Source organism: Lentzea sp. DG1S-22, from assembly GCF_036321065.1.
GTDB classification, from domain to species: Bacteria; Actinomycetota; Actinomycetes; order Mycobacteriales; family Pseudonocardiaceae; genus Lentzea; species Lentzea jiangxiensis.
The window spans coordinates 7,693,370-7,709,794 of sequence record NZ_CP143276.1 but is presented as its reverse complement, the minus strand read 5'-3'; the positions used below and the strand labels follow the sequence as shown (position 1 = coordinate 7,709,794).

Annotated in this window: 18 protein-coding genes and 1 pseudogene; 9 read left to right on the top strand and 10 right to left on the bottom strand. The window is 71.6% G+C overall.

The window, feature by feature from the left end; genetic code table 11:
- Nucleotides 1-14: 14 nt before the first annotated feature.
- Nucleotides 15-461, top strand: coding sequence for a redox-sensitive transcriptional activator SoxR (gene soxR / locus V1227_RS36715; RefSeq protein ID WP_442916563.1), 447 nt, complete (start codon nucleotides 15-17; stop codon nucleotides 459-461).
- Here soxR and V1227_RS36710 read toward each other — a convergent pair.
- The gene (locus tag V1227_RS36710) at nucleotides 405-1,256 is read right to left on the bottom strand and encodes an alpha/beta fold hydrolase (protein WP_329789729.1); all 852 of its coding nucleotides are present in this window, start codon (nucleotides 1,254-1,256) and stop codon (nucleotides 405-407) included. The two genes, soxR and V1227_RS36710, sit on opposite strands and share 57 nt — an antisense overlap.
- 71 nt (nucleotides 1,257-1,327) lie before the next feature.
- Between V1227_RS36710 and V1227_RS36705 the strand changes: the two genes are divergently transcribed.
- Entirely contained in the window at nucleotides 1,328-1,852 is a 525-nt protein-coding gene (locus V1227_RS36705; RefSeq protein ID WP_329789728.1) for an RNA 2'-phosphotransferase, read from the top strand.
- The gene (locus V1227_RS36700) at nucleotides 1,849-2,454 is read left to right on the top strand and encodes a class I SAM-dependent methyltransferase (RefSeq protein WP_329789727.1); all 606 of its coding nucleotides are present in this window, start codon (nucleotides 1,849-1,851) and stop codon (nucleotides 2,452-2,454) included. The genes V1227_RS36705 and V1227_RS36700 overlap by 4 nt, the downstream gene beginning before the upstream one ends.
- Here V1227_RS36700 and V1227_RS36695 read toward each other — a convergent pair.
- From V1227_RS36695 to hisD, 4 genes are read right to left on the bottom strand one after another with little or no spacing between them, the layout of a single operon-like run.
- Nucleotides 2,451-2,606, bottom strand: a complete 156-nt coding sequence (locus tag V1227_RS36695) for a hypothetical protein (RefSeq protein WP_236218320.1) — start codon at nucleotides 2,604-2,606, stop codon at nucleotides 2,451-2,453. The genes V1227_RS36700 and V1227_RS36695 overlap by 4 nt on opposite strands.
- The gene (hisB, locus tag V1227_RS36690; protein ID WP_329789726.1) at nucleotides 2,606-3,205 is read right to left on the bottom strand and encodes an imidazoleglycerol-phosphate dehydratase HisB; all 600 of its coding nucleotides are present in this window, start codon (nucleotides 3,203-3,205) and stop codon (nucleotides 2,606-2,608) included. Before hisB ends, V1227_RS36695 begins: the two co-directional genes overlap by 1 nt.
- On the bottom strand, nucleotides 3,202-4,308 hold the full coding sequence (locus V1227_RS36685) for a histidinol-phosphate transaminase (protein WP_329789725.1): 1,107 nt from the start codon (nucleotides 4,306-4,308) through the stop codon (nucleotides 3,202-3,204). Before V1227_RS36685 ends, hisB begins: the two co-directional genes overlap by 4 nt.
- Nucleotides 4,305-5,621 carry a histidinol dehydrogenase gene (gene hisD / locus V1227_RS36680; RefSeq protein WP_329789724.1) on the bottom strand — a complete coding sequence of 439 codons (1,317 nt, stop codon included), beginning with the start codon at nucleotides 5,619-5,621 and terminating at the stop codon, nucleotides 4,305-4,307. The genes V1227_RS36685 and hisD overlap by 4 nt, the downstream gene beginning before the upstream one ends.
- Before the next feature lie 132 nt (nucleotides 5,622-5,753).
- Here hisD and V1227_RS36675 point away from each other — a divergent pair, with 132 nt between their 5' ends.
- Nucleotides 5,754-7,052: a M14 family metallopeptidase gene (locus V1227_RS36675; RefSeq protein ID WP_329789723.1), complete on the top strand. Its 1,299-nt coding sequence runs from the start codon at nucleotides 5,754-5,756 to the stop codon at nucleotides 7,050-7,052.
- Here V1227_RS36675 and V1227_RS36670 read toward each other — a convergent pair.
- Nucleotides 7,033-8,090 (bottom strand): annotated as a pseudogene (locus tag V1227_RS36670) (aminotransferase class V-fold PLP-dependent enzyme). The gene V1227_RS36675 and the pseudogene V1227_RS36670 overlap by 20 nt on opposite strands.
- 99 nt (nucleotides 8,091-8,189) lie before the next feature.
- Between V1227_RS36670 and V1227_RS36665 the strand changes: the two are divergent.
- The gene (locus V1227_RS36665) at nucleotides 8,190-8,681 is read left to right on the top strand and encodes a hypothetical protein (RefSeq protein WP_329789722.1); all 492 of its coding nucleotides are present in this window, start codon (nucleotides 8,190-8,192) and stop codon (nucleotides 8,679-8,681) included.
- Here V1227_RS36665 and V1227_RS36660 read toward each other — a convergent pair.
- A complete protein-coding gene (locus V1227_RS36660) occupies nucleotides 8,674-10,173 on the bottom strand; it encodes an ABC transporter substrate-binding protein (RefSeq protein ID WP_329789721.1) in 1,500 nt (499 codons plus the stop codon). The genes V1227_RS36665 and V1227_RS36660 overlap by 8 nt on opposite strands.
- Before the next feature lie 24 nt (nucleotides 10,174-10,197).
- Between V1227_RS36660 and V1227_RS36655 the strand changes: the two genes are divergently transcribed.
- Together V1227_RS36655 and V1227_RS36650 are read left to right on the top strand one after the other, a co-directional pair.
- Nucleotides 10,198-10,977, top strand: coding sequence for a carbon-nitrogen hydrolase family protein (locus V1227_RS36655; protein ID WP_329789720.1), 780 nt, complete (start codon nucleotides 10,198-10,200; stop codon nucleotides 10,975-10,977).
- Nucleotides 10,978-10,999: 22 nt separating this feature from the next.
- Nucleotides 11,000-11,410: a hypothetical protein gene (locus V1227_RS36650; protein ID WP_329789719.1), complete on the top strand. Its 411-nt coding sequence runs from the start codon at nucleotides 11,000-11,002 to the stop codon at nucleotides 11,408-11,410.
- A 45-nt stretch (nucleotides 11,411-11,455) separates the two neighbouring features.
- On the opposite strand, the gene nadC is transcribed toward V1227_RS36650, so the two are convergent.
- From nadC to nadA, 3 genes are read right to left on the bottom strand one after another with little or no spacing between them, the layout of a single operon-like run.
- Nucleotides 11,456-12,316 (bottom strand): carboxylating nicotinate-nucleotide diphosphorylase, encoded by an 861-nt coding sequence (nadC, locus tag V1227_RS36645; RefSeq protein ID WP_329789718.1) that lies wholly within the window; start codon nucleotides 12,314-12,316, stop codon nucleotides 11,456-11,458.
- Nucleotides 12,313-13,926, bottom strand: coding sequence for an L-aspartate oxidase (locus V1227_RS36640; protein ID WP_329789717.1), 1,614 nt, complete (start codon nucleotides 13,924-13,926; stop codon nucleotides 12,313-12,315). Before V1227_RS36640 ends, nadC begins: the two co-directional genes overlap by 4 nt.
- A complete protein-coding gene (gene nadA, locus V1227_RS36635) occupies nucleotides 13,926-14,945 on the bottom strand; it encodes a quinolinate synthase NadA (protein WP_329789716.1) in 1,020 nt (339 codons plus the stop codon). The genes V1227_RS36640 and nadA overlap by 1 nt, the downstream gene beginning before the upstream one ends.
- 100 nt (nucleotides 14,946-15,045) lie before the next feature.
- On the opposite strand from nadA, the gene V1227_RS36630 reads away from it, so the two are divergent.
- Together V1227_RS36630 and V1227_RS36625 are read left to right on the top strand one after the other, a co-directional pair.
- The gene (locus V1227_RS36630; RefSeq protein ID WP_329794205.1) at nucleotides 15,046-15,714 is read left to right on the top strand and encodes an NUDIX hydrolase; all 669 of its coding nucleotides are present in this window, start codon (nucleotides 15,046-15,048) and stop codon (nucleotides 15,712-15,714) included.
- Between the two features lie 10 nt (nucleotides 15,715-15,724).
- The gene (locus V1227_RS36625) at nucleotides 15,725-16,405 is read left to right on the top strand and encodes an LON peptidase substrate-binding domain-containing protein (protein WP_329789715.1); all 681 of its coding nucleotides are present in this window, start codon (nucleotides 15,725-15,727) and stop codon (nucleotides 16,403-16,405) included.
- The last annotated feature ends 20 nt before the right edge of the window (nucleotides 16,406-16,425 follow it).

Sequence of the window (16,425 nt, the reverse complement as noted above, 5' to 3'; positions counted from 1 at the left end):
GCAAGTTGCCGGAAATGCTGACCATCGGGCAGGTCGCCGAACGCAGCGGCGTGCCCCACACGGCCCTGCGGTTCTACGAGGAGCGGGGCCTGATCACCTCCGTGCGCACCGCGGGCAACCAACGCCGCTACCTGCGCTCGGTGTTGCGCCGCCTGGCTTTCATCCGCACCGCCCAACGCGTGGGTCTCACCCTGGAGGACATCCGCGACGCGCTGGCCCAGCTGCCGGACAACCGCACGCCGACGAAGTCCGACTGGGAACGCCTCTCCCGCGCGTGGCGCGCCGAGCTGGACGCGCGCATCGACGCCCTGTACCGCCTGCGCGACCGGCTCACCGGCTGCATCGGCTGCGGTTGCCTGTCGCTGCGCAGCTGCGCGCTGCAGAACATCGACGACGAGCAGGCCTCACACGGGCCGGGTGCCCCCAAGCTCAAGCCCGCCCTCGAGGGTGGCACCGCCTAGGAACTCCCGCAGTGCGCGCAGGTACCCCTCGGGGTCGTCGACGTGCAGCATGTGGCCTGCCTCCAGCACGACGGCGCGTGCCCGCGGGATCAGCTCCAGCGTCGGCTCCACGAGGCTCACGGGGAACGTCATGTCATAGCGGCCGTGCAGCAGGAGCACGGGGATGTCGAGCTCCGCGATCCGTTGCGCCGCATCGGGGAGCCGGGGTGTGACGAGGGTGCCGGCCTGCAGCTGCCGCACCCACTCGACGCCGAACCGGACGGCCTCCAGCCGCCGCAGGTAGCCCGGCATCGCCTCGGCGCGCCAGATGTTCACCGGTGCCGCCGCGACTGCCTCGGCCTTGACGTCGTCCGGTGTCGGATCCTGGCGCTGCCAGGGGTCCTCCCGGCCGGCGAGCAGCGCGTCGCGCTCCGCCCAGCCCTCGAACGCGTCCGGCGGTACCGGCAGCATGCTGCTGCCCGACACGACCAGGCTCCGCACGCGGGACGGGTGGGTGATCGCGAACCGCTGCGCGACCATGCCGCCGTACGAGTGCCCCAGCACGTCCGCGCGCTCGACGCCGAACGAGTCCAGCACGCGCACGAGGTCGTCCACCACGCCGTCGGGGTGGTACTCGCTCACTCGTCCCGAACGGCCACATCCGCGCAGGTCGGGCAGGAGCAGCCGGCAGGCGAGCTCCGACAGCGGGTCGCGGAGGTAGCTGTGGTCCCAGTCGGGGCCGCCGTGGATCGCGAGCAACGCCCGGTCCTGCCGCCCCTCCCGCCACGCCACGAAGATCTCGGTCTCACCGGTCACCCGCCGCTCGCGCCACACCCGGCCATGAAATCGCAAAATCGATGGACGCGCTGTGGTTTCCTGGGGGCGAAATGGAAGACGAAAGAATGATCCGCCTCTCGAAGCGGATGTCCAAGGCGCTCCGGCACAAGCCCGAGCGCGTCGGCCTGACCCTCGACCCCGCGGGCTGGGTCCCGGTGGCCGACCTCCTGGCCGCGCTCGGCATCTCCGAGGCCGAGATGCTCGAGGTCGTGGCACGCAACGACAAGAACCGCTTCACGGTCGCGGGCGACCGCATCCGCGCGAACCAGGGCCACAGCGTCGAGGTGGACCTCGGCCTGCCGGCGGCGACGCCGCCGGACCAGCTGTTCCACGGCACGGTCGCGCAGCACCTCGACGACATCCTGCGCGACGGCCTGCGCCCCATGTCGCGCCACGACGTGCACCTCTCCCCCGACCGCGAGACCGCGCGAAGGGTCGGCGCGCGGCACGGGCGGCCGCTGGTGCTGACGGTCGACGCCAAGGCGATGCACGAGGACGGGCACGAGTTCCGGCTCAGCGCCAACGGGGTGTGGCTCACCCAGCACGTACCGGCGAGCTACCTGGCGACGTCGTGAAGCGGACCGTCGAGAACGGCTACGACGCCATCGCGCAGCGGTACCTCGCGTGGTCCGCGCAGATCGCCGACGACCCGCGCTCGCACTACCTCGCGGAGTTCGACCGCCGGCTGCCCGAGGGTGCGAAGGTGCTCGAGCTCGGCTGCGGGGCGGGCGTCCCGTGCAGCCGGAAGCTCGCGGAACGGCACGACGTCCTCGGCGTCGACCTGTCGGCGCGGCAGGTCGAACTGGCGCGCGCGAACGTGCCGGGAGCACGGTTCGAGAAGGCCGACATGACGGCGCTCGACTTCCCGGACGGCGAGTTCGACGGCGTCGCGGCGTTCTACTCGATCCTCCACGTGCCCCGCGCCGAGCAACCCGCGCTCTTCGCGGGGATCGCGCGGTGGCTGAAGCCCGGCGGCCTCTTCCTGGCCTCGCTGGGCGTGGGCACGCCCGACGTCACCGAGACGTGGCTCGGCGTGGAGATGTTCTTCGGCAGCAACACCCCCGAGAGGAACCGGGAGCTGCTCACCGAGCACCTGGAGATCGTCGTCGACGACCTCGTGACCATGCACGAGCCGGACCCGGCGACGTTCCACTGGGTCCTCGCCCGCAGGGGCTAGAGCAGCCAGAGAACGGCGCCGCCCACCGCCACCAGCGCCAGCACCAGCAGGACGACCGCCATGACCCTGGCGGTCTTCCACGTGGTGTAGACGCCACCGGCCAGGAAGCCCGCGAGGGCCAGCAGGCCGATGACGACGACTTCCTTCGGCATCAGAGAACGCCCTTGGTCGACGGGATGCCGCCGACGCGCGGGTCGGGCTCCACGGCCGCGCGCAGGGCGCGGGCGATGGCCTTGTACTCGGCCTCGGCGATGTGGTGCGGGTCGCGGCCGTACTCGACGCGCACGTGCAGTGCGATCTGGGCGTGGAAGGCGAGCGACTCGAAGACGTGCCTGTTCAGCACGAACGGGTAGTTGCCGCCGATCACGAAGCTGTTGAACTGCTCCGGTTCGCCCCTGTGCACGGTGTACGGGCGGCCCGAGACGTCGACCGAGGCGTGGGCGAGGGTTTCGTCCATGGGGATCCAGCAGTCGCCGAAGCGGCGGATGCCCTTCTTGTCCCCCAGTGCCTCGCGCAGCGCCTGGCCCAGCACGATCGCGATGTCCTCGACCGAGTGGTGGGCGTCGATCTCGACGTCACCGGTGGCGCGGACGATCAGGTCGAAGCAGCCGTGCACGCCGAACGCGGTGAGCATGTGGTCGTAGAACGGCACTCCGGTGCTGATCTCGACCTTGCCGGTGCCGTCGAGGTCGATCTCGACGTAGACCGACGACTCCTTGGTGGTGCGCTCCACCTTGCCGACACGACTCACCGGCTGACCTCCTTGCTGGCCGCGAGGAAAGCGTCGTTCTCCTCGGGCGTTCCGATGGTCACCCGCAGGTGACCCGCGATTCCGACGTCCCTGATGAGCACGCCGTGGTCCAAATAGGACTTCCACACCTCGCGTGCGTTCTCGAACCAGCCGAACAGCACGAAGTTCGCGTCCGACGGCACGACCTGAAAGCCCATCGCGCCCAGCTCGGCCACGACCCTGTCGCGTTCCGCGGCCAGCAGGGCCACCGAACCGAGCGTCTCCGAGGCGTGCCGCAGCGACGCGCGCGCGGCGGCCTGCGTCAGCTGCGAGAGGTGGTACGGCAGGCGCACCAGCTGCAGGGCGTCGACGACGGCCGGGGCCGCCGCCAGGTAGCCGAGGCGGCCGCCCGCGAACGCGAAGGCCTTCGACATCGTCCGCGAGACGATCAGGCGCGAGCCGAACTCGTCGAGCAGCTTGATCGCGCTCTCCTGCGGCGAGAACTCGGCGTACGCCTCGTCCACGACGATCATGCCGGTCGAGGAGGCGATCAGCAGGCGGAGGTCCGCGAGCGGGATCGACTGGCCCGTCGGGTTGTTCGGCGACGTCACGAAGACGACGTCCGGGCGGGTCTCGGCGATGATCGCGGCCGCCTTCTCCACGTCCAGCGAGAAGTCGGGCCGGCGCGGGGTCGGCGACCACTCGGTGCGGGTGCCGGCGGCGATGATCGGGTGCATCGAGTACGACGGCTCGAAGCCCAGCGCCACGCGGCCCGGACCGCCGAACGCCTGCAGGACCTGCTGGAGGATCTCGTTCGAGCCGTTGGCGGCCCAGACGTTCTCCGACGTCAGCGTGACCGACGTCGCCTCCGTCAGGTACGCGGCCAGGTCCTCGCGCAACGCCACCGCGTCGCGGTCCGGGTAGCGGTGCAGCTCTCCGGCGATCTCGGCGACCGCCGCGACGACGTCCGCCGCGAGGGCATCCGTCGGCGCGTACGGGTTCTCGTTGGTGTTCAGGCGGTACGGGACGTCGAGCTGCGGCGCGCCGTAGGGCGTGCGGCCCCTCAGGTCCTCGCGCAGGGGCAGGTCGGACAGCTCCACCCTCGCGCCGACGACTGGCTTCATCGGGAGAACCTCGCTGTGACGGCCTGCCCGTGCGCGGGCAGGTCTTCCGCGTTGGCGAGTGCCACGACCTTGTCCGCGACCTCGCGCAGTGCTTCCTCGGAGTAGTCGATGACGTGGATGCCGCGCAGGAACGTCTGCACGGACAGCCCCGACGAGTGCCGCGCGCAGCCGCCGGTCGGCAGCACGTGGTTCGAGCCGGCGCAGTAGTCGCCCAGCGACACCGGCGCGTACGCGCCGACGAAGATCGCCCCGGCGGACCGGACGCGGGCGGCGACGGACCGGGCGTCGCGCGTCTGGATCTCCAGGTGCTCGGCGGCGTAGGCGTCGACCACGCGGACGCCCTCGTCCACGTCGGACACCAGGACGACACCGGACTGCTTGCCGCCCAGGGCGGTGCGGATGCGCTCGACGTGCTTGGTCGCCACGACCTGCCGGTCCAGCTCGGCGTCGACCGCGTCCGCCAGCTCGGCGGAGTCCGTCACCAGCACCGAGGCGGCGAGCGGGTCGTGCTCGGCCTGGGAGATCAGGTCGGCGGCCACGTGCACCGGGTCGGCCGACGAGTCGGCGAGGATCGCGATCTCGGTCGGGCCCGCCTCGGAGTCGATGCCGATCAGGCCGCGCAGCAGCCGCTTGGCCGCCGTCACGTAGATGTTGCCGGGGCCGGTGACGATGTCGACCGGGGCCAGCTCGGCCCCGTCGGTGTCCACGCCGCCGTGCGCCAGCAGCGCCACGGCCTGCGCGCCGCCCACGGCCCACACCTCGTCGACGCCCAGCAGCGCGGCGGCGGCCAGGATCGTCGGGTGGGGCAGGCCGCCGAACTCGGCCTGCGGCGGCGAGCACACCACGAGCGACTCGACGCCCGCGATCTGCGCGGGGACGACGTTCATGACGACGGTGGACGGGTAGACGGCGAGGCCGCCGGGCGCGTACAGACCGACGCGCGCGACCGGCACCCACTTCTCGGTGACGGTGCCGCCGGGCACGACCTGCGTGGTCGTCTCCACCCGGCGCTGGTCGGAGTGCACGCGGCGGGTGCGCTCGATGGCCTCTTCCAGCGCCTCGCGCACGGCCCGGTCCAACGAGGACAAAGCGGACGAGATCTCCGGCACGGGCACGCGGACGGAGGCCGGGCGGACGCCGTCGAACTTCTCCGTGTACTCGAGAGCGGCCTCGACACCGCGGTCGGCGATCGCGTCCACCAGCGGACGCACGTGATGCAGCACCGCGTCCACGTCCACCTCGGCGCGCGGCACGACGGCGCGCAACTGAGCGGGGGTCGTGGTACGACCTCGCAGGTCGATGCGGTTCAGCATGTCCTACAGCCTAGTTCCCGCGGAAATCTGTCAACGGTCACCCCGCTATCGGCGCTACTCAGCCTGTGACGCCCCGGCCACGCTCGGTCGAGCACCACTCCGTCGCAAACCCCTGCTGATGATGGAGGAACCATGTTCACCAAGCGCCGCGGCATGATCGCCGCAGTGCTCGGGTTCTGCCTGCCCGTGCTGGTCGCGGGCATGGCGGCACCCAGCAACGCCGACTCCGGCCGCTACCTGCTGGAGGTCACGGCGAACACGTCCGCCGAACGCACGCAGGTCGCGCGGATCGGCGTCGACGTGCTCGGAGCGACGAAGCTCACCACGGTCCAGGTCGTCGCCGACAAGGCCCAGTACCGCGCCCTGCAGGCGACCGGGCTGCCGATCAGGTACGTCGGTGACTTCGAGGCCGAGCTCAAGAAGCTCGGCAAGGTCGACTTCACGGATCCGCAGCCCGGTCAGGTCGGCACCCAGGACTTCCCGTCCGGCTACACCGGCTACCACAACTACGCGGAGATGACCGCGGAGCTGCAGCAGACGGTCCGCGACCACCCCACCCTGGCGAGCCTGCGCAGCATCGGCAAGAGCTACCAGAACCGGGACATCTGGGCGCTCAAGGTCAGCGACAACGTCGCGTCCGACGAGAGCGAGCCGGAGGTGCTGTTCGTCTGCGGCCAGCACGCCCGCGAGCACCTGACCGTCGAGCAGTGCCTGCAGATCATCAAGCGCTACACCGACAACTACGCCACCCCGGCGGTCAAGAACCTGGTCGACAGCCGCGAGGTCTGGCTCGTCCCGATGATGAACCCGGACGGCGCCGAGTACGACATCGCCACCGGCTCCTTCCGCGGCTGGCGCAAGAACCGCCAGGGCAACGGCACCGACCTCAACCGCAACTGGGGCTACAAGTGGGGCTGCTGCGGCGGCTCCAGCGGCACCAGCACGTCGGACACCTACCGCGGCACCGCGCCGTTCTCCGCGCCGGAGACCGCCCGCATCCGCGACTTCGTGAACTCCCGCGTGGTCGGGGGCACGCAGCAGATCAAGACGTTCATCGACTTCCACTCGTACTCGGAGCTCGTGCTGTGGCCGTACGGCTACACCCGCGCGGACACCGACACGGGCCTGAACGCCGACGAGGCGCGCGCGTTCCAGACGCTGGGCCGGCAGATGGCCGCCACCAACGGCTACACGCCGGAGCAGGCGAGCGACCTCTACATCACCGACGGCAGCAGCGACGACTGGATGTGGGGCCAGCACAAGATCTGGGCCTTCACGTTCGAGATGTACCCGGCGAGCGGCAGCGGCCTGAACGGCTTCTACCCGCGCGACACGGTCATCGGGACGCAGACCGCCCGCAACGACCGCGCCGTCGACCTGCTGATGAGCTACTCGGACTGCGTGAAGCGGGTCATCGGGCAGACCTGCTGATCCTCTCCACCGCCTGATCGACCTCTTCGGGGGTGACGAAGTAGTGCGGGGAGGCCCGCACTACCTCGTCCAGGCCCCGCCGGGTCATGTCGATCAGCGTCGACCCGCGCTGCGACACGGTCACGGCGACGTTCTCCCGCCACAGCCGGTCCTTGAGCTCCACCGCGGACACCACGTCACTGGTGAACGTGACGATGCCGGACCGCCGTTCGCCCAGGTCGCGCACGGTGATGCCGGGAATCGCGGCAAGCCCTCCCGCAGGCGCGCGGCGCGGTCACCCACCTCGGCCTCGATCACGTCCAAGCCCTTGGCCAGCGCGTACCGGGCCGCGGCGATCATCCCCAGCCTGTCCGCGACGCTGAACTCCCACAGCTCGAACACCCGCGCGTCGTCACGCGGCTCGAAGCGGTCCGGCGCGACCCACTCGGCGGCGCTGTGGTCGATCAGCCTCGGCCGCAGCCTCCGGCGGACCTCGTCCCGCACGACCAGCGCGCCCGTGCCGCGGGGCCCGCGCAGCCACTTGCGCCCGGTGCAGACGAGCATGTCGTAGTCGACCGCGCGGAGGTCGATCTGCCCGGTCGACTGGCACGCGTCGAGCAGCACCAGCGCGCCGGCCTCACGGGCCTTCGCGGTGATCTCGCCGACCGGGTTGACCAGGCCGCCGTTCGTGGGCACGTGCACGAGCGAGATGAGCTTGACCCGTTCGTCGAGGTCGAGGGCCTCGACGTCGACCTGGCCGTGCCGGTCGGACGGCATGACCTCGATCGTCGCGCCGGTCTCCTGCGCGCGGCGCAGCATCGGCACGGCGTTGCCGCCGTACTCGACCTCGGTGATGAGGATCCGGTCGCCCTCCGCGAGCGGCACGGCGTCGAAGGCCGCGAGCCACGAGCGGGTCGCGCTGTCGGTGAACGCGACCTCGGACGGCTCGCAGCCGAAGAGCTCGGCCAGCACGCCGTACCCGGCCTCGAGGTCGTCGCGGCGTTCCGCGGCGGCCCGGTAGCCGCCGATCTCGGTCTCCCGGCGGAGGTGTCCGACCACCTCGTCGACGACGGGTGCGGGCGGGATCGAGGAACCGGCGCTGTCCAGGAAGATCAGGTCGCTCACGGTTCGCACTCTGCCACGAAATAGGCTCGTCGCATGGTGGAGATCCCCTACGGCAAGCGCATGAAGCCGCGGTACGTGCGGTTCCTGATCATCACGGCGGTCGGGATCGCGCTGGTCGCGTTCGGGCTGGACATCCCGTGGCTGCTCATCACGCTGATCGTCCTGGGCGTGCTGAACGCCGTCGTGTGCGCGGGCGCTCTCTACGTGCTGACGAAGCAGCCGCACACCGTCTCCGCCGACGAGCTGCGGTTGCGCCAGCTGGGGTTCTTCGACTGGCGCATCCCGACCGCGGACCTCGGCGCGGCCCAGGTCGCCGAGCGCGGCCACAAGGGGCAGCGCAGCGTGGAGGTGATCGGGGACGCGCTCGTCATCCAGTCGCTGACCAGGACGAACGTGTCCGTGCCGTTCCGCGAGCCGCAGCTCGTCGACCTCGGCAAGTCGGGCGCGAAGCGGGTCGAGCGCGTCGAGTTCTGGGCGGACGACCCCGAGCGCGCCGTCCGCGAGATCAACGCCCGCACTACTTAGGCTCCCACTTCTCCAGGTTCCACCACGGGCCCCAGGCCAGTGCGCCGTAGGAGTTCGCGTCGACCACGGGCTGGTAGCCGTTCCACGAGTCGCGCAGCACGTACGCGTGCTCGGGGAAGACCAGCACCACCATCGACGGAGCGGCCACGAACGCCTGCTGGAAGAGCTTGTACGCCACCGCCCGCTGCGCCGGGTCGATGAGCTCGCGGCCGTTCTCGATCGCCGCGTCCGCCGCCGGGCTGCCCTGGCCGCGCAGGTCGTAGAGCATCAGGTCCGGGTCGAACGGCGAACCCTCGCCGTAGAGCAGAGCGTCCTGGTCCATCCGCGGGCGGATCGCCTCCCACGACAGGCCGGCGAGCTGCACGTCCACGCCCACCGCCCTGGCGTCGGCAGCGAACGCCGTCGCGAGGTCGGCTCGCAGGTCGTCGCCCAGCGGGTACATCAGCGTGAAGCGGGCCGCCACGCCCTCGCGGACCCGGATGCCGTCCGCACCGGGCGCCCAGCCGCCCGCGCCGAGCAGCCTCGACGCCTCGTCCTTGTCGAACCGGAACCTCGCGGACGGGTCGAACTCCTCGGCCAGCGCGTCGGGCACGGGCGTGTAGCCGATGGTGCCCTTGCCGTCGAGCAGGCTGTCGATCATGCCCTGGCGGTTCGCGGCGAAGTTCAGGGCGAGGCGGACGGCGGCGTTGCCGGTGACCGGGTTCGCCGCGGGCAGCCGCACCGCGCGGTAGTCGGCGCTGCGGTGGTACTGCACGGTGAGACCCGACCTGCCGGTGAACTGCTCGGCGGTCTTGGGCGGCAGCACCGTGCCGTCGAACTCGCCGTCCTGCATGCGGCGGGCGCGCTGGTTGTCGTCGGTGACGAAGACGACAGTCACCTTCTTCACCTTGGGCGCGCCGTCGAAGTAGCTCTCGTTGCTCTCCAGGAGCAGCCGATCGCCCTTCTTCCACTCGGTGACCTTGTACGGGCCGGTGCCGACCGGCCGGCCGTCCGGGTTCGCCTGCTCGCTGGGCAGGATGCCGAGCACCAGCAGGTGCGGGAACGCGGCGTGCATCTGCTTCAGGGTGAAGCGGACCGTGGACGGGTCGAGCTGCTCGACGCTCTCGAGCGTGCTGAACCGCTCCTTGACCGGGTTGCTCAGCGCCGCGGTGTACGTCGCGACGACGTCCTCGGCGCCGAACCCGCTGCCGTCGGTGAACTTCACGTCCCCGCGCAGCTTCACGGTCCAGCTCAGGCCGTCCGCCGCCGGTTCGGGCAGGTCGGCCGCGAGCCGGGGAGCGAGCGAGCCGTCCTGGCGGTGCTCGACCAGGCCGTCGTAGATCTTGGACACGCCCTGCGCGCCGTAGCCGAGCAGCGGGTTCAGCGTCGTGGGTTCATCGCGGTCGGCCAGCACGATCGACGTGCCGTTCGACCCTCCGTCCGGGCGGGGCGTGGCGGTCTCGGTGCAGCCCGCGACGGCCAGCAGCACGACTAGGAGCAGTGGGGAACGCACGTCCCGGACCCTACAGTGATCCCCATGCGCATCGCCGTGAGTCAGATCAGCTCCACGACCGATCCCCGTTCGAACCTGGAGCTCGTCCGCGACGCGGTGCGCCGGGCCGAGGACGCGCGGGTCGTGGTGCTGCCGGAGGCGACGATGTGCCGCTTCGGCGTGCCCCTCGGGCCCGTCGCCGAGCCCCTGGACGGCCCGTGGGCGTCCGCCGTGCACGAGATCGCCGCCGCGCACGACGTCGTGGTGGTGGCCGGCATGTTCACGCCTGCCGGCGACCGGGTGGCGAACACGCTGCTGGTGACCGGGCCCGGCCTGCACGTCGGGTACGACAAGATCCACCTGTTCGACGCGTTCGGGTTCCAGGAGTCGCGGACGGTCGCTCCCGGCTCCTCGCCGGTGGTCTTCGAGGTCGACGGCGTGACCCTGGGCGTCGCGACCTGCTACGACATCCGCTTCCCCGAGCTCTTCCGCGCGCTCGCGGACAAGGGCGCGTCCGCCGTGCTGGTCGGGGCGTCGTGGGGCGCCGGGCCGGGCAAGAAGGAGCAGTGGGAACTGCTGGTGCGGGCCCGTGCTCTCGACTGCACCTCGTACGTCGTGGCGTGCGGACAGGCCCATCCCGGCGACCTGGGGTCGTCCGCGCCGACCGGCATCGGGTACTCGACGGTCGCGGACCCGTTCGGCAACGTCGTCGTGCAGCTGTCGGACCAGCCGTCCGGCACGGTCGTCGACCTGGACCTCGCCGTGGTCGAGCAGGCGCGCGAGGTGCTGCCCGTGCTGGCGAACCGGCGCTTGACCTCCAGTTAGGTCGAGCCCGCAGGATCGGGGCATGACTCTTCCCGAACTGCCCGGGTTCGTCCGCGACCGCAAGGAGATCGACGGCTTCGAGCTCTACCGCACCGCCGGCATGTCCTCCCCGGACAAGCCCGTGGGGTGCGTCGTCCTGGTCACGATCGACACCGACGACGAGGCCGCCGCGCGGGGGTTCGTCGACGCGGTCTTCGTGGCGCTGGCGAGCGAGCCGAACCCGCACCCCGGCGGCATCTCCGCCGCCTTCCACATCCGCGAGGACGGCAAGCAGGTCATCAACTACGCGGAGTGGGTGAGCGCGGAGGACCACGCCGACGCGCTGGCGAACGGCGTCGGCGTCGGCTCCGCCACCGCGGACTGGCGCCGGGCGCAGACGTTCCCCGGCACCCGGCAGGGCGGTTTCGTGCGCTACCGGCCGCGCCGCGGGTGACCCCGGCCGGGCGGCCCGCCTCGGGGGTGCGGGCCGCCCCCTGCGCTACTTCAGGTCCAGGCCGAGGTCGAGCGACGGCGACGAGTGCGTGAGCCCGCCGACGGCCAGGTAGTCCACGCCCGTCCCGGCGTACGCGCGGGCCACGTCCAGGGTGAGCCCGCCGGACGCCTCCAGCTTCACGCCCTCCGGCCTGCGCGCCACGGCCCGCGCGCACTGCTCGGGCGTGAAGTTGTCCAGCAGCACCAGTTCCGCGCCTTCGGCCAGCGCCTCGTCGAGCTGCTCCAGGCTGTCGACCTCGACCTCCATCAGCAGCTCCGGCGCGTGCGCGCGCGCCGCGCGGATCGCGGCACCGACCGAACCGGCCGCGGCGACGTGGTTGTCCTTGATCAGGATCGCGTCGCCGAGGCCCATCCGGTGGTTGACGCCGCCGCCCGCCCTGACCGCGTACTTCTGGAGCAAGCGCAGGCCCGGCAACGTCTTGCGCGAGTCGCGGACGGCCGCACCGGTGCCCTCGACCGCCTCGACCCACAGCGCTGTCCGCGAGGCGATGCCGGACAGGTGGCAGATCAGGTTCAGCGCCGTGCGTTCGACGGTGAGCAGGCCGCGCGTCGATCCCCTGAGCACCAGCGCGGGTTCGCCGGGCACGGCCTTGTCGCCGTCGGAGGCCTCGTGCAGCACCTCGATCTCGGGCAGGTAGCGCTGGAAAGCCGTGCGGGCCACGGAGACCCCGCACAGCACGCCGGCCGCCCGGGGAGTGATCTCCGCGGTGGCGACGGCCTTCTCCGGCACGGTCGCGAGCGTCGTGGCGTCGAGGCCGTAGCGGAGGTCCTCCTCGAGCGCGAGCTGGATGACCCGGTTCGCGTCGTCCCAGTCGATGCCGTTGTCGGTGCTGCCCTCGGTGGTCATGCGACCCCCTCCACCAGAACGGGATCGGCCAGCACGGGCTGACCGGTCGGGGTGAGCCGGACGAGCTGGCTGCGCTGCCACGCCCCGGAGCGCTCGGTGAAGTCCGTGCGGACGTGGCAGCCGCGCGACTCGGTGCGTTCCTGCGCCGCCGCGATCAGGGCGCGGGCGGCGATGGTCAGCGCCGCGTCCTCGACCAGTTCCCGCGACTCCAGCTGCTTGTCCACAGTGGACACGTCGAGCACCGAGCCGACGACGGCCAGCCCCTCGGCGTCCCTGCCGATCGCGGCGTAGCGCGACATCACGCGCTGGAGCATGTCCCTGTCCGCCACCGGCGCCGTCGGCAACGCGGGGTCGACGGCGCGGGCGGGGGCGATCAGGCCGATGGCGAGGTCGGCGGCCACGGTCTCGGCGGCGCGGGTGCCGCAGACCAGGCCTTCGAGGAGGCTGTTGGACGCCAGGCGGTTCGCGCCGTGCAGGCCCGTGCGCGCGACCTCGCCGACGGCGTACAGGCCGGTCACGCCGGTGCGGCCGTCGACGGTGGACACCACGCCGCCGCACGCGAAGTGCGCCGCCGGGGCGACCGGGATCGGGTCCACGGCCGGGTCGATGCCCACGGAGACGCAGGCCGCGTGGACGGTCGGGAAGCGGGAAGCCATGTCCCGCAACGACGTCGCGTCGAGGAAGACGTGGTCGTCGACGCCGCCGGGGCCCGCCGCCATGTGGCGGGTGATCGCGGCCGCCACGACGTCGCGCGGGGCCAGGTCCTCCAGCGGGTGCACGCCCTTCATCACGCGGGCGCCGGTCGCGTCGACCAGCACGGCGCCCTCGCCGCGCACGGCCTCGGTGACGAGCGGGCAACGGCCTCGCGCGCCGCGTCCGGTGTAGAGGACGGTCGGGTGGAACTGGATGAACTCGACGTCCGCCGCCAGGGCGCCGGCGCGCAGGGCCAGCGCCAGGCCGTCACCCGTCGCCACGGAGGGGTTCGAGGTCGCCTGGTACATCTGGCCGATGCCACCGGTCGCCAGCAGCACGGCGGGCGCGGTGAGCACGCCGGGCACGCCGTTGCCGTCCAGGACCAGCAGTCCGGCCACGGCACCGAGCGGCGTCTTGACGGCGTCGACCGCGACGTGGTTCTCCAGCAGGGGAACCCGTCCGTCCACAGTGGCCTTGAGCAGCGCGCGCTCGACCTCGGCGCCGGTCGCGTCGCCGCCGGCGTGCACGACGCGGAACGCGCTGTGGCCGCCTTCGCGGGTGCGTTCGAGCAGGCCGTCGGGCTTGGCGTCGAACACGGCACCGCGCTCGCGCAGCCGGGCGACGGCGGCGGGGCCGCCGGTGATGATCGCCGCGACCGCCGCGTCGTCGCAGAGGCCCGCGCCCGCCGTCAGCGTGTCCTCGACGTGCCTCGCGACCGAGTCGCCGGGGTCGTGCTGGTCCTCCAGGACGACGGCGACGCCGCCCTGCGCCCAGCGCGTGTTGCCGTCGTCCCCCGCGGCCTTCGTGACGACCATGACCCGGAGTCCCAGCTCACGAGCCCGCAGCGCGGCGGTGAGACCCGCCACACCCGTGCCGACCACGATCAGGTCGGCTCGCGCCTCCCAGCGCGCGGCCATCACTCACCGCCGCCGGGCTGGCCGATCTCGATCATGCGCTGCACGGCGCCCTGGGCGCGCTTGGCGGTCTCCAGGTCGACGTGCACCTCGTCCAGGCCGTCGCGCACGCACCGCAGCAGCGCGGCCGGCGTGATCATCTTCATGTAGGTGCACGACGCGCGGTCGTTGACGGCGCGGAAGTCGATCTCCGGCGCGGCCTTGCGCAGCTGGTGCAGCATGCCGACCTCGGTCGCGACGAGCACCTTGCGGGCGTTCGTGCTGCGCGCGGCGGTGATCATGTCGCCGGTCGAGAGGATCTTGACCTTCTCCGCCGGCACGATGCCCTCGCCGCTCAGGTACAGCGCGCTGGTGGCGCAGCCGCACTCCGGGTGGATGAACAGGTCGGCGTCCGGGTTCGCGGCGGCGCGCTCGGCCAGCTCGGGACCGTTGATGCCGGCGTGGACGTGGCACTCGCCCGCCCAGATGTGCAGGTTCTCGCGGCCGGTCTCGCGCTTGACGTGCGCGCCCAGGAACTGGTCCGGGCAGAACAGCACCTCGCGGTCGGCGGGGATCGAGCGCACCACGTCGACGGCGTTCGACGACGTGCAGCAGATGTCGGTCTCGGCCTTCACCTCGGCCGTGGTGTTCACGTAGGACACGACGACCGCGCCGGAGTGCTGCGCCTTCCACTCGCGCAGCTGCGCGCCGGTGATCGAGTCGGCGAGCGAGCAGCCCGCGCGCTCGTCCGGGATGAGCACGGTCTTCTCGGGGCTCAGGATCTTCGCGGTCTCGGCCATGAAGTGCACGCCGCAGAAGATGATGGTCCGCGCGTCGGACTGCGCGGCGATCCTGCTGAGCGCGAGGGAGTCGCCGGTGTGGTGGGCGATGTCCTGGATCTCGGGCAGCTGGTAGTTGTGCGCCAGGATGACGGCATCCCGCTCCTCGGCGAGGCGCAACACCTCGTCCCGCCACGCTGCGTTCGGCTCGACTCCGCCGTACACACCCGACGCGGTTCGCTCCACGATTGCGGTAGCGACCATCACTGCCTCCTCGATCCGGGGTTTTCGCCTATTGGTCGAAAACGTGGCCGATAGTATCAGCCGAGTGGCCGGTGTGGGACATGAAGTTCTGGCAGCTGTGCTGCGGGTGAGAGGTGCGTCACTCCAGGTCATGCTGTGGGAGCGCGCACGGGAGCCACACGCTCACCGCTGGTCGCTGCCCGGTGGCGAGCTGCGGGTCGACGAGGACGTGGAGTCCTCCATCCGCCGTCAGCTGGCGGAAAAAGTCGACGTGCGACAGTTGTCACACGTCGAGCAGCTGGCTGTCTTCAGCGCCCCGGACCGCGTTCCCGGCCCCCGCGTCGTCGCGACGGCGTTCCTCGGGCTGGTTCCGTCGGACGTCGACCCCGAGGTCCCCTCGGACACCACGTGGCACTGCGTCGAGGAACTTCCCGCGATGGCGTTCGACCACGCCTCGATCGTCGGACGAGCGCGGCACAGGCTCGGCTCGAAGCTGTCGTACACGAACCTCGGTTTCGCCCTGGCACCACCGGAGTTCACCATCTCCCTGCTGCGCGACCACTACTCCGCCGCACTGGGCTACCGCGTCTCCGCGACGAACCTGCAACGCGTGCTCTCCCGCCGCCTGCTGCTGGAACCGACGGGCGGCACCGCACCCCCCGGCCCGTCGGGAGGCAGGCCGGCCGCCCTGTTCCGGTTCAGCGCCAAGGGAATCAAGGTGACCGATCCGTTCGCCGTGCTGAGGCCGCCGGGATCCGGCCGTCCAGCAGGCGGAGTTGCCACCCCGTAACGTTGCACGCGTGGCAGAGACGCTTCCGTTGTTCCCCCTGGGCACCGTGCTGCTGCCCGGGGCGTCCCTGCCGTTGCACATCTTCGAACCGCGTTACCGCCAGCTGGTCGTCGACCTGATGACCGGCTCGCTGTTCGGCCGCACCTTCGGCGTCGTGTGCATCAAGGAGGGCTGGGAGGTGGGCGCCGACAACGTCCGCTCCCTGCAGGACATCGGCTGCTCGGCCGACCTCCTCGACGCACGTCCGCTGCCCGAGGGGCGCTTCGACATCGTGACGCGCGGGGTGCGGCGGTTCCGGTTGCTGGACGTGGACACCACCACCGCCCCCTACCTGCTGGCGCACGTCGACTACGTGGACGACGCCCCGGTGCCCGAGGCGGCCCAGGAGGTCGTGCCCATCCTCGAACGCGGGGCCCGCGCGGCCCACGAACGCTACTGCGGGGCGGCGTGGAACCGGGAGGACTGGTCCTCCCCCGCCGCGGACGTGGACCTCGGCGCGTTGTCGTACCTGCTGGCCGCGGACTGCCTGCTGCCCGTCGAGGACCGGCAGCGGCTGCTGGAGGAGAGATCGCCGGCCCGCCGTTTGCGGCTGGTGCGGCGGATGCTGCACCGGGAGACCGGGATCTTGAGCACCTTGAAGGCGGTTCCGGTGCCGTTGACGGAGTTCGGGCACGTGCCTTCGCCCAACTAGGCGGCTCGGCCGGGAGCCCG

Bases quoted from the DNA above. Each gene is read 5' to 3' on its own strand.
- soxR (WP_442916563.1), top strand. From the start codon at position 15: ATGCTGACCATCGGGCAGGTCGCCGAACGCAGCGGCGTGCCCCACACG.
- V1227_RS36705 (WP_329789728.1), top strand. From the start codon at position 1,328: ATGGAAGACGAAAGAATGATCCGCCTCTCGAAGCGGATGTCCAAGGCG.
- V1227_RS36695 (WP_236218320.1), bottom strand. From the start codon at position 2,606: ATGCCGAAGGAAGTCGTCGTCATCGGCCTGCTGGCCCTCGCGGGCTTC.
- V1227_RS36685 (WP_329789725.1), bottom strand. From the start codon at position 4,308: ATGAAGCCAGTCGTCGGCGCGAGGGTGGAGCTGTCCGACCTGCCCCTG.
- hisD (WP_329789724.1), bottom strand. From the start codon at position 5,621: ATGCTGAACCGCATCGACCTGCGAGGTCGTACCACGACCCCCGCTCAG.
- V1227_RS36675 (WP_329789723.1), top strand. From the start codon at position 5,754: ATGTTCACCAAGCGCCGCGGCATGATCGCCGCAGTGCTCGGGTTCTGC.
- V1227_RS36665 (WP_329789722.1), top strand. From the start codon at position 8,190: ATGGTGGAGATCCCCTACGGCAAGCGCATGAAGCCGCGGTACGTGCGG.
- V1227_RS36655 (WP_329789720.1), top strand. From the start codon at position 10,198: ATGCGCATCGCCGTGAGTCAGATCAGCTCCACGACCGATCCCCGTTCG.
- V1227_RS36650 (WP_329789719.1), top strand. From the start codon at position 11,000: ATGACTCTTCCCGAACTGCCCGGGTTCGTCCGCGACCGCAAGGAGATC.
- nadC (WP_329789718.1), bottom strand. From the start codon at position 12,316: ATGACCACCGAGGGCAGCACCGACAACGGCATCGACTGGGACGACGCG.
- V1227_RS36640 (WP_329789717.1), bottom strand. From the start codon at position 13,926: ATGGCCGCGCGCTGGGAGGCGCGAGCCGACCTGATCGTGGTCGGCACG.
- nadA (WP_329789716.1), bottom strand. From the start codon at position 14,945: ATGGTCGCTACCGCAATCGTGGAGCGAACCGCGTCGGGTGTGTACGGC.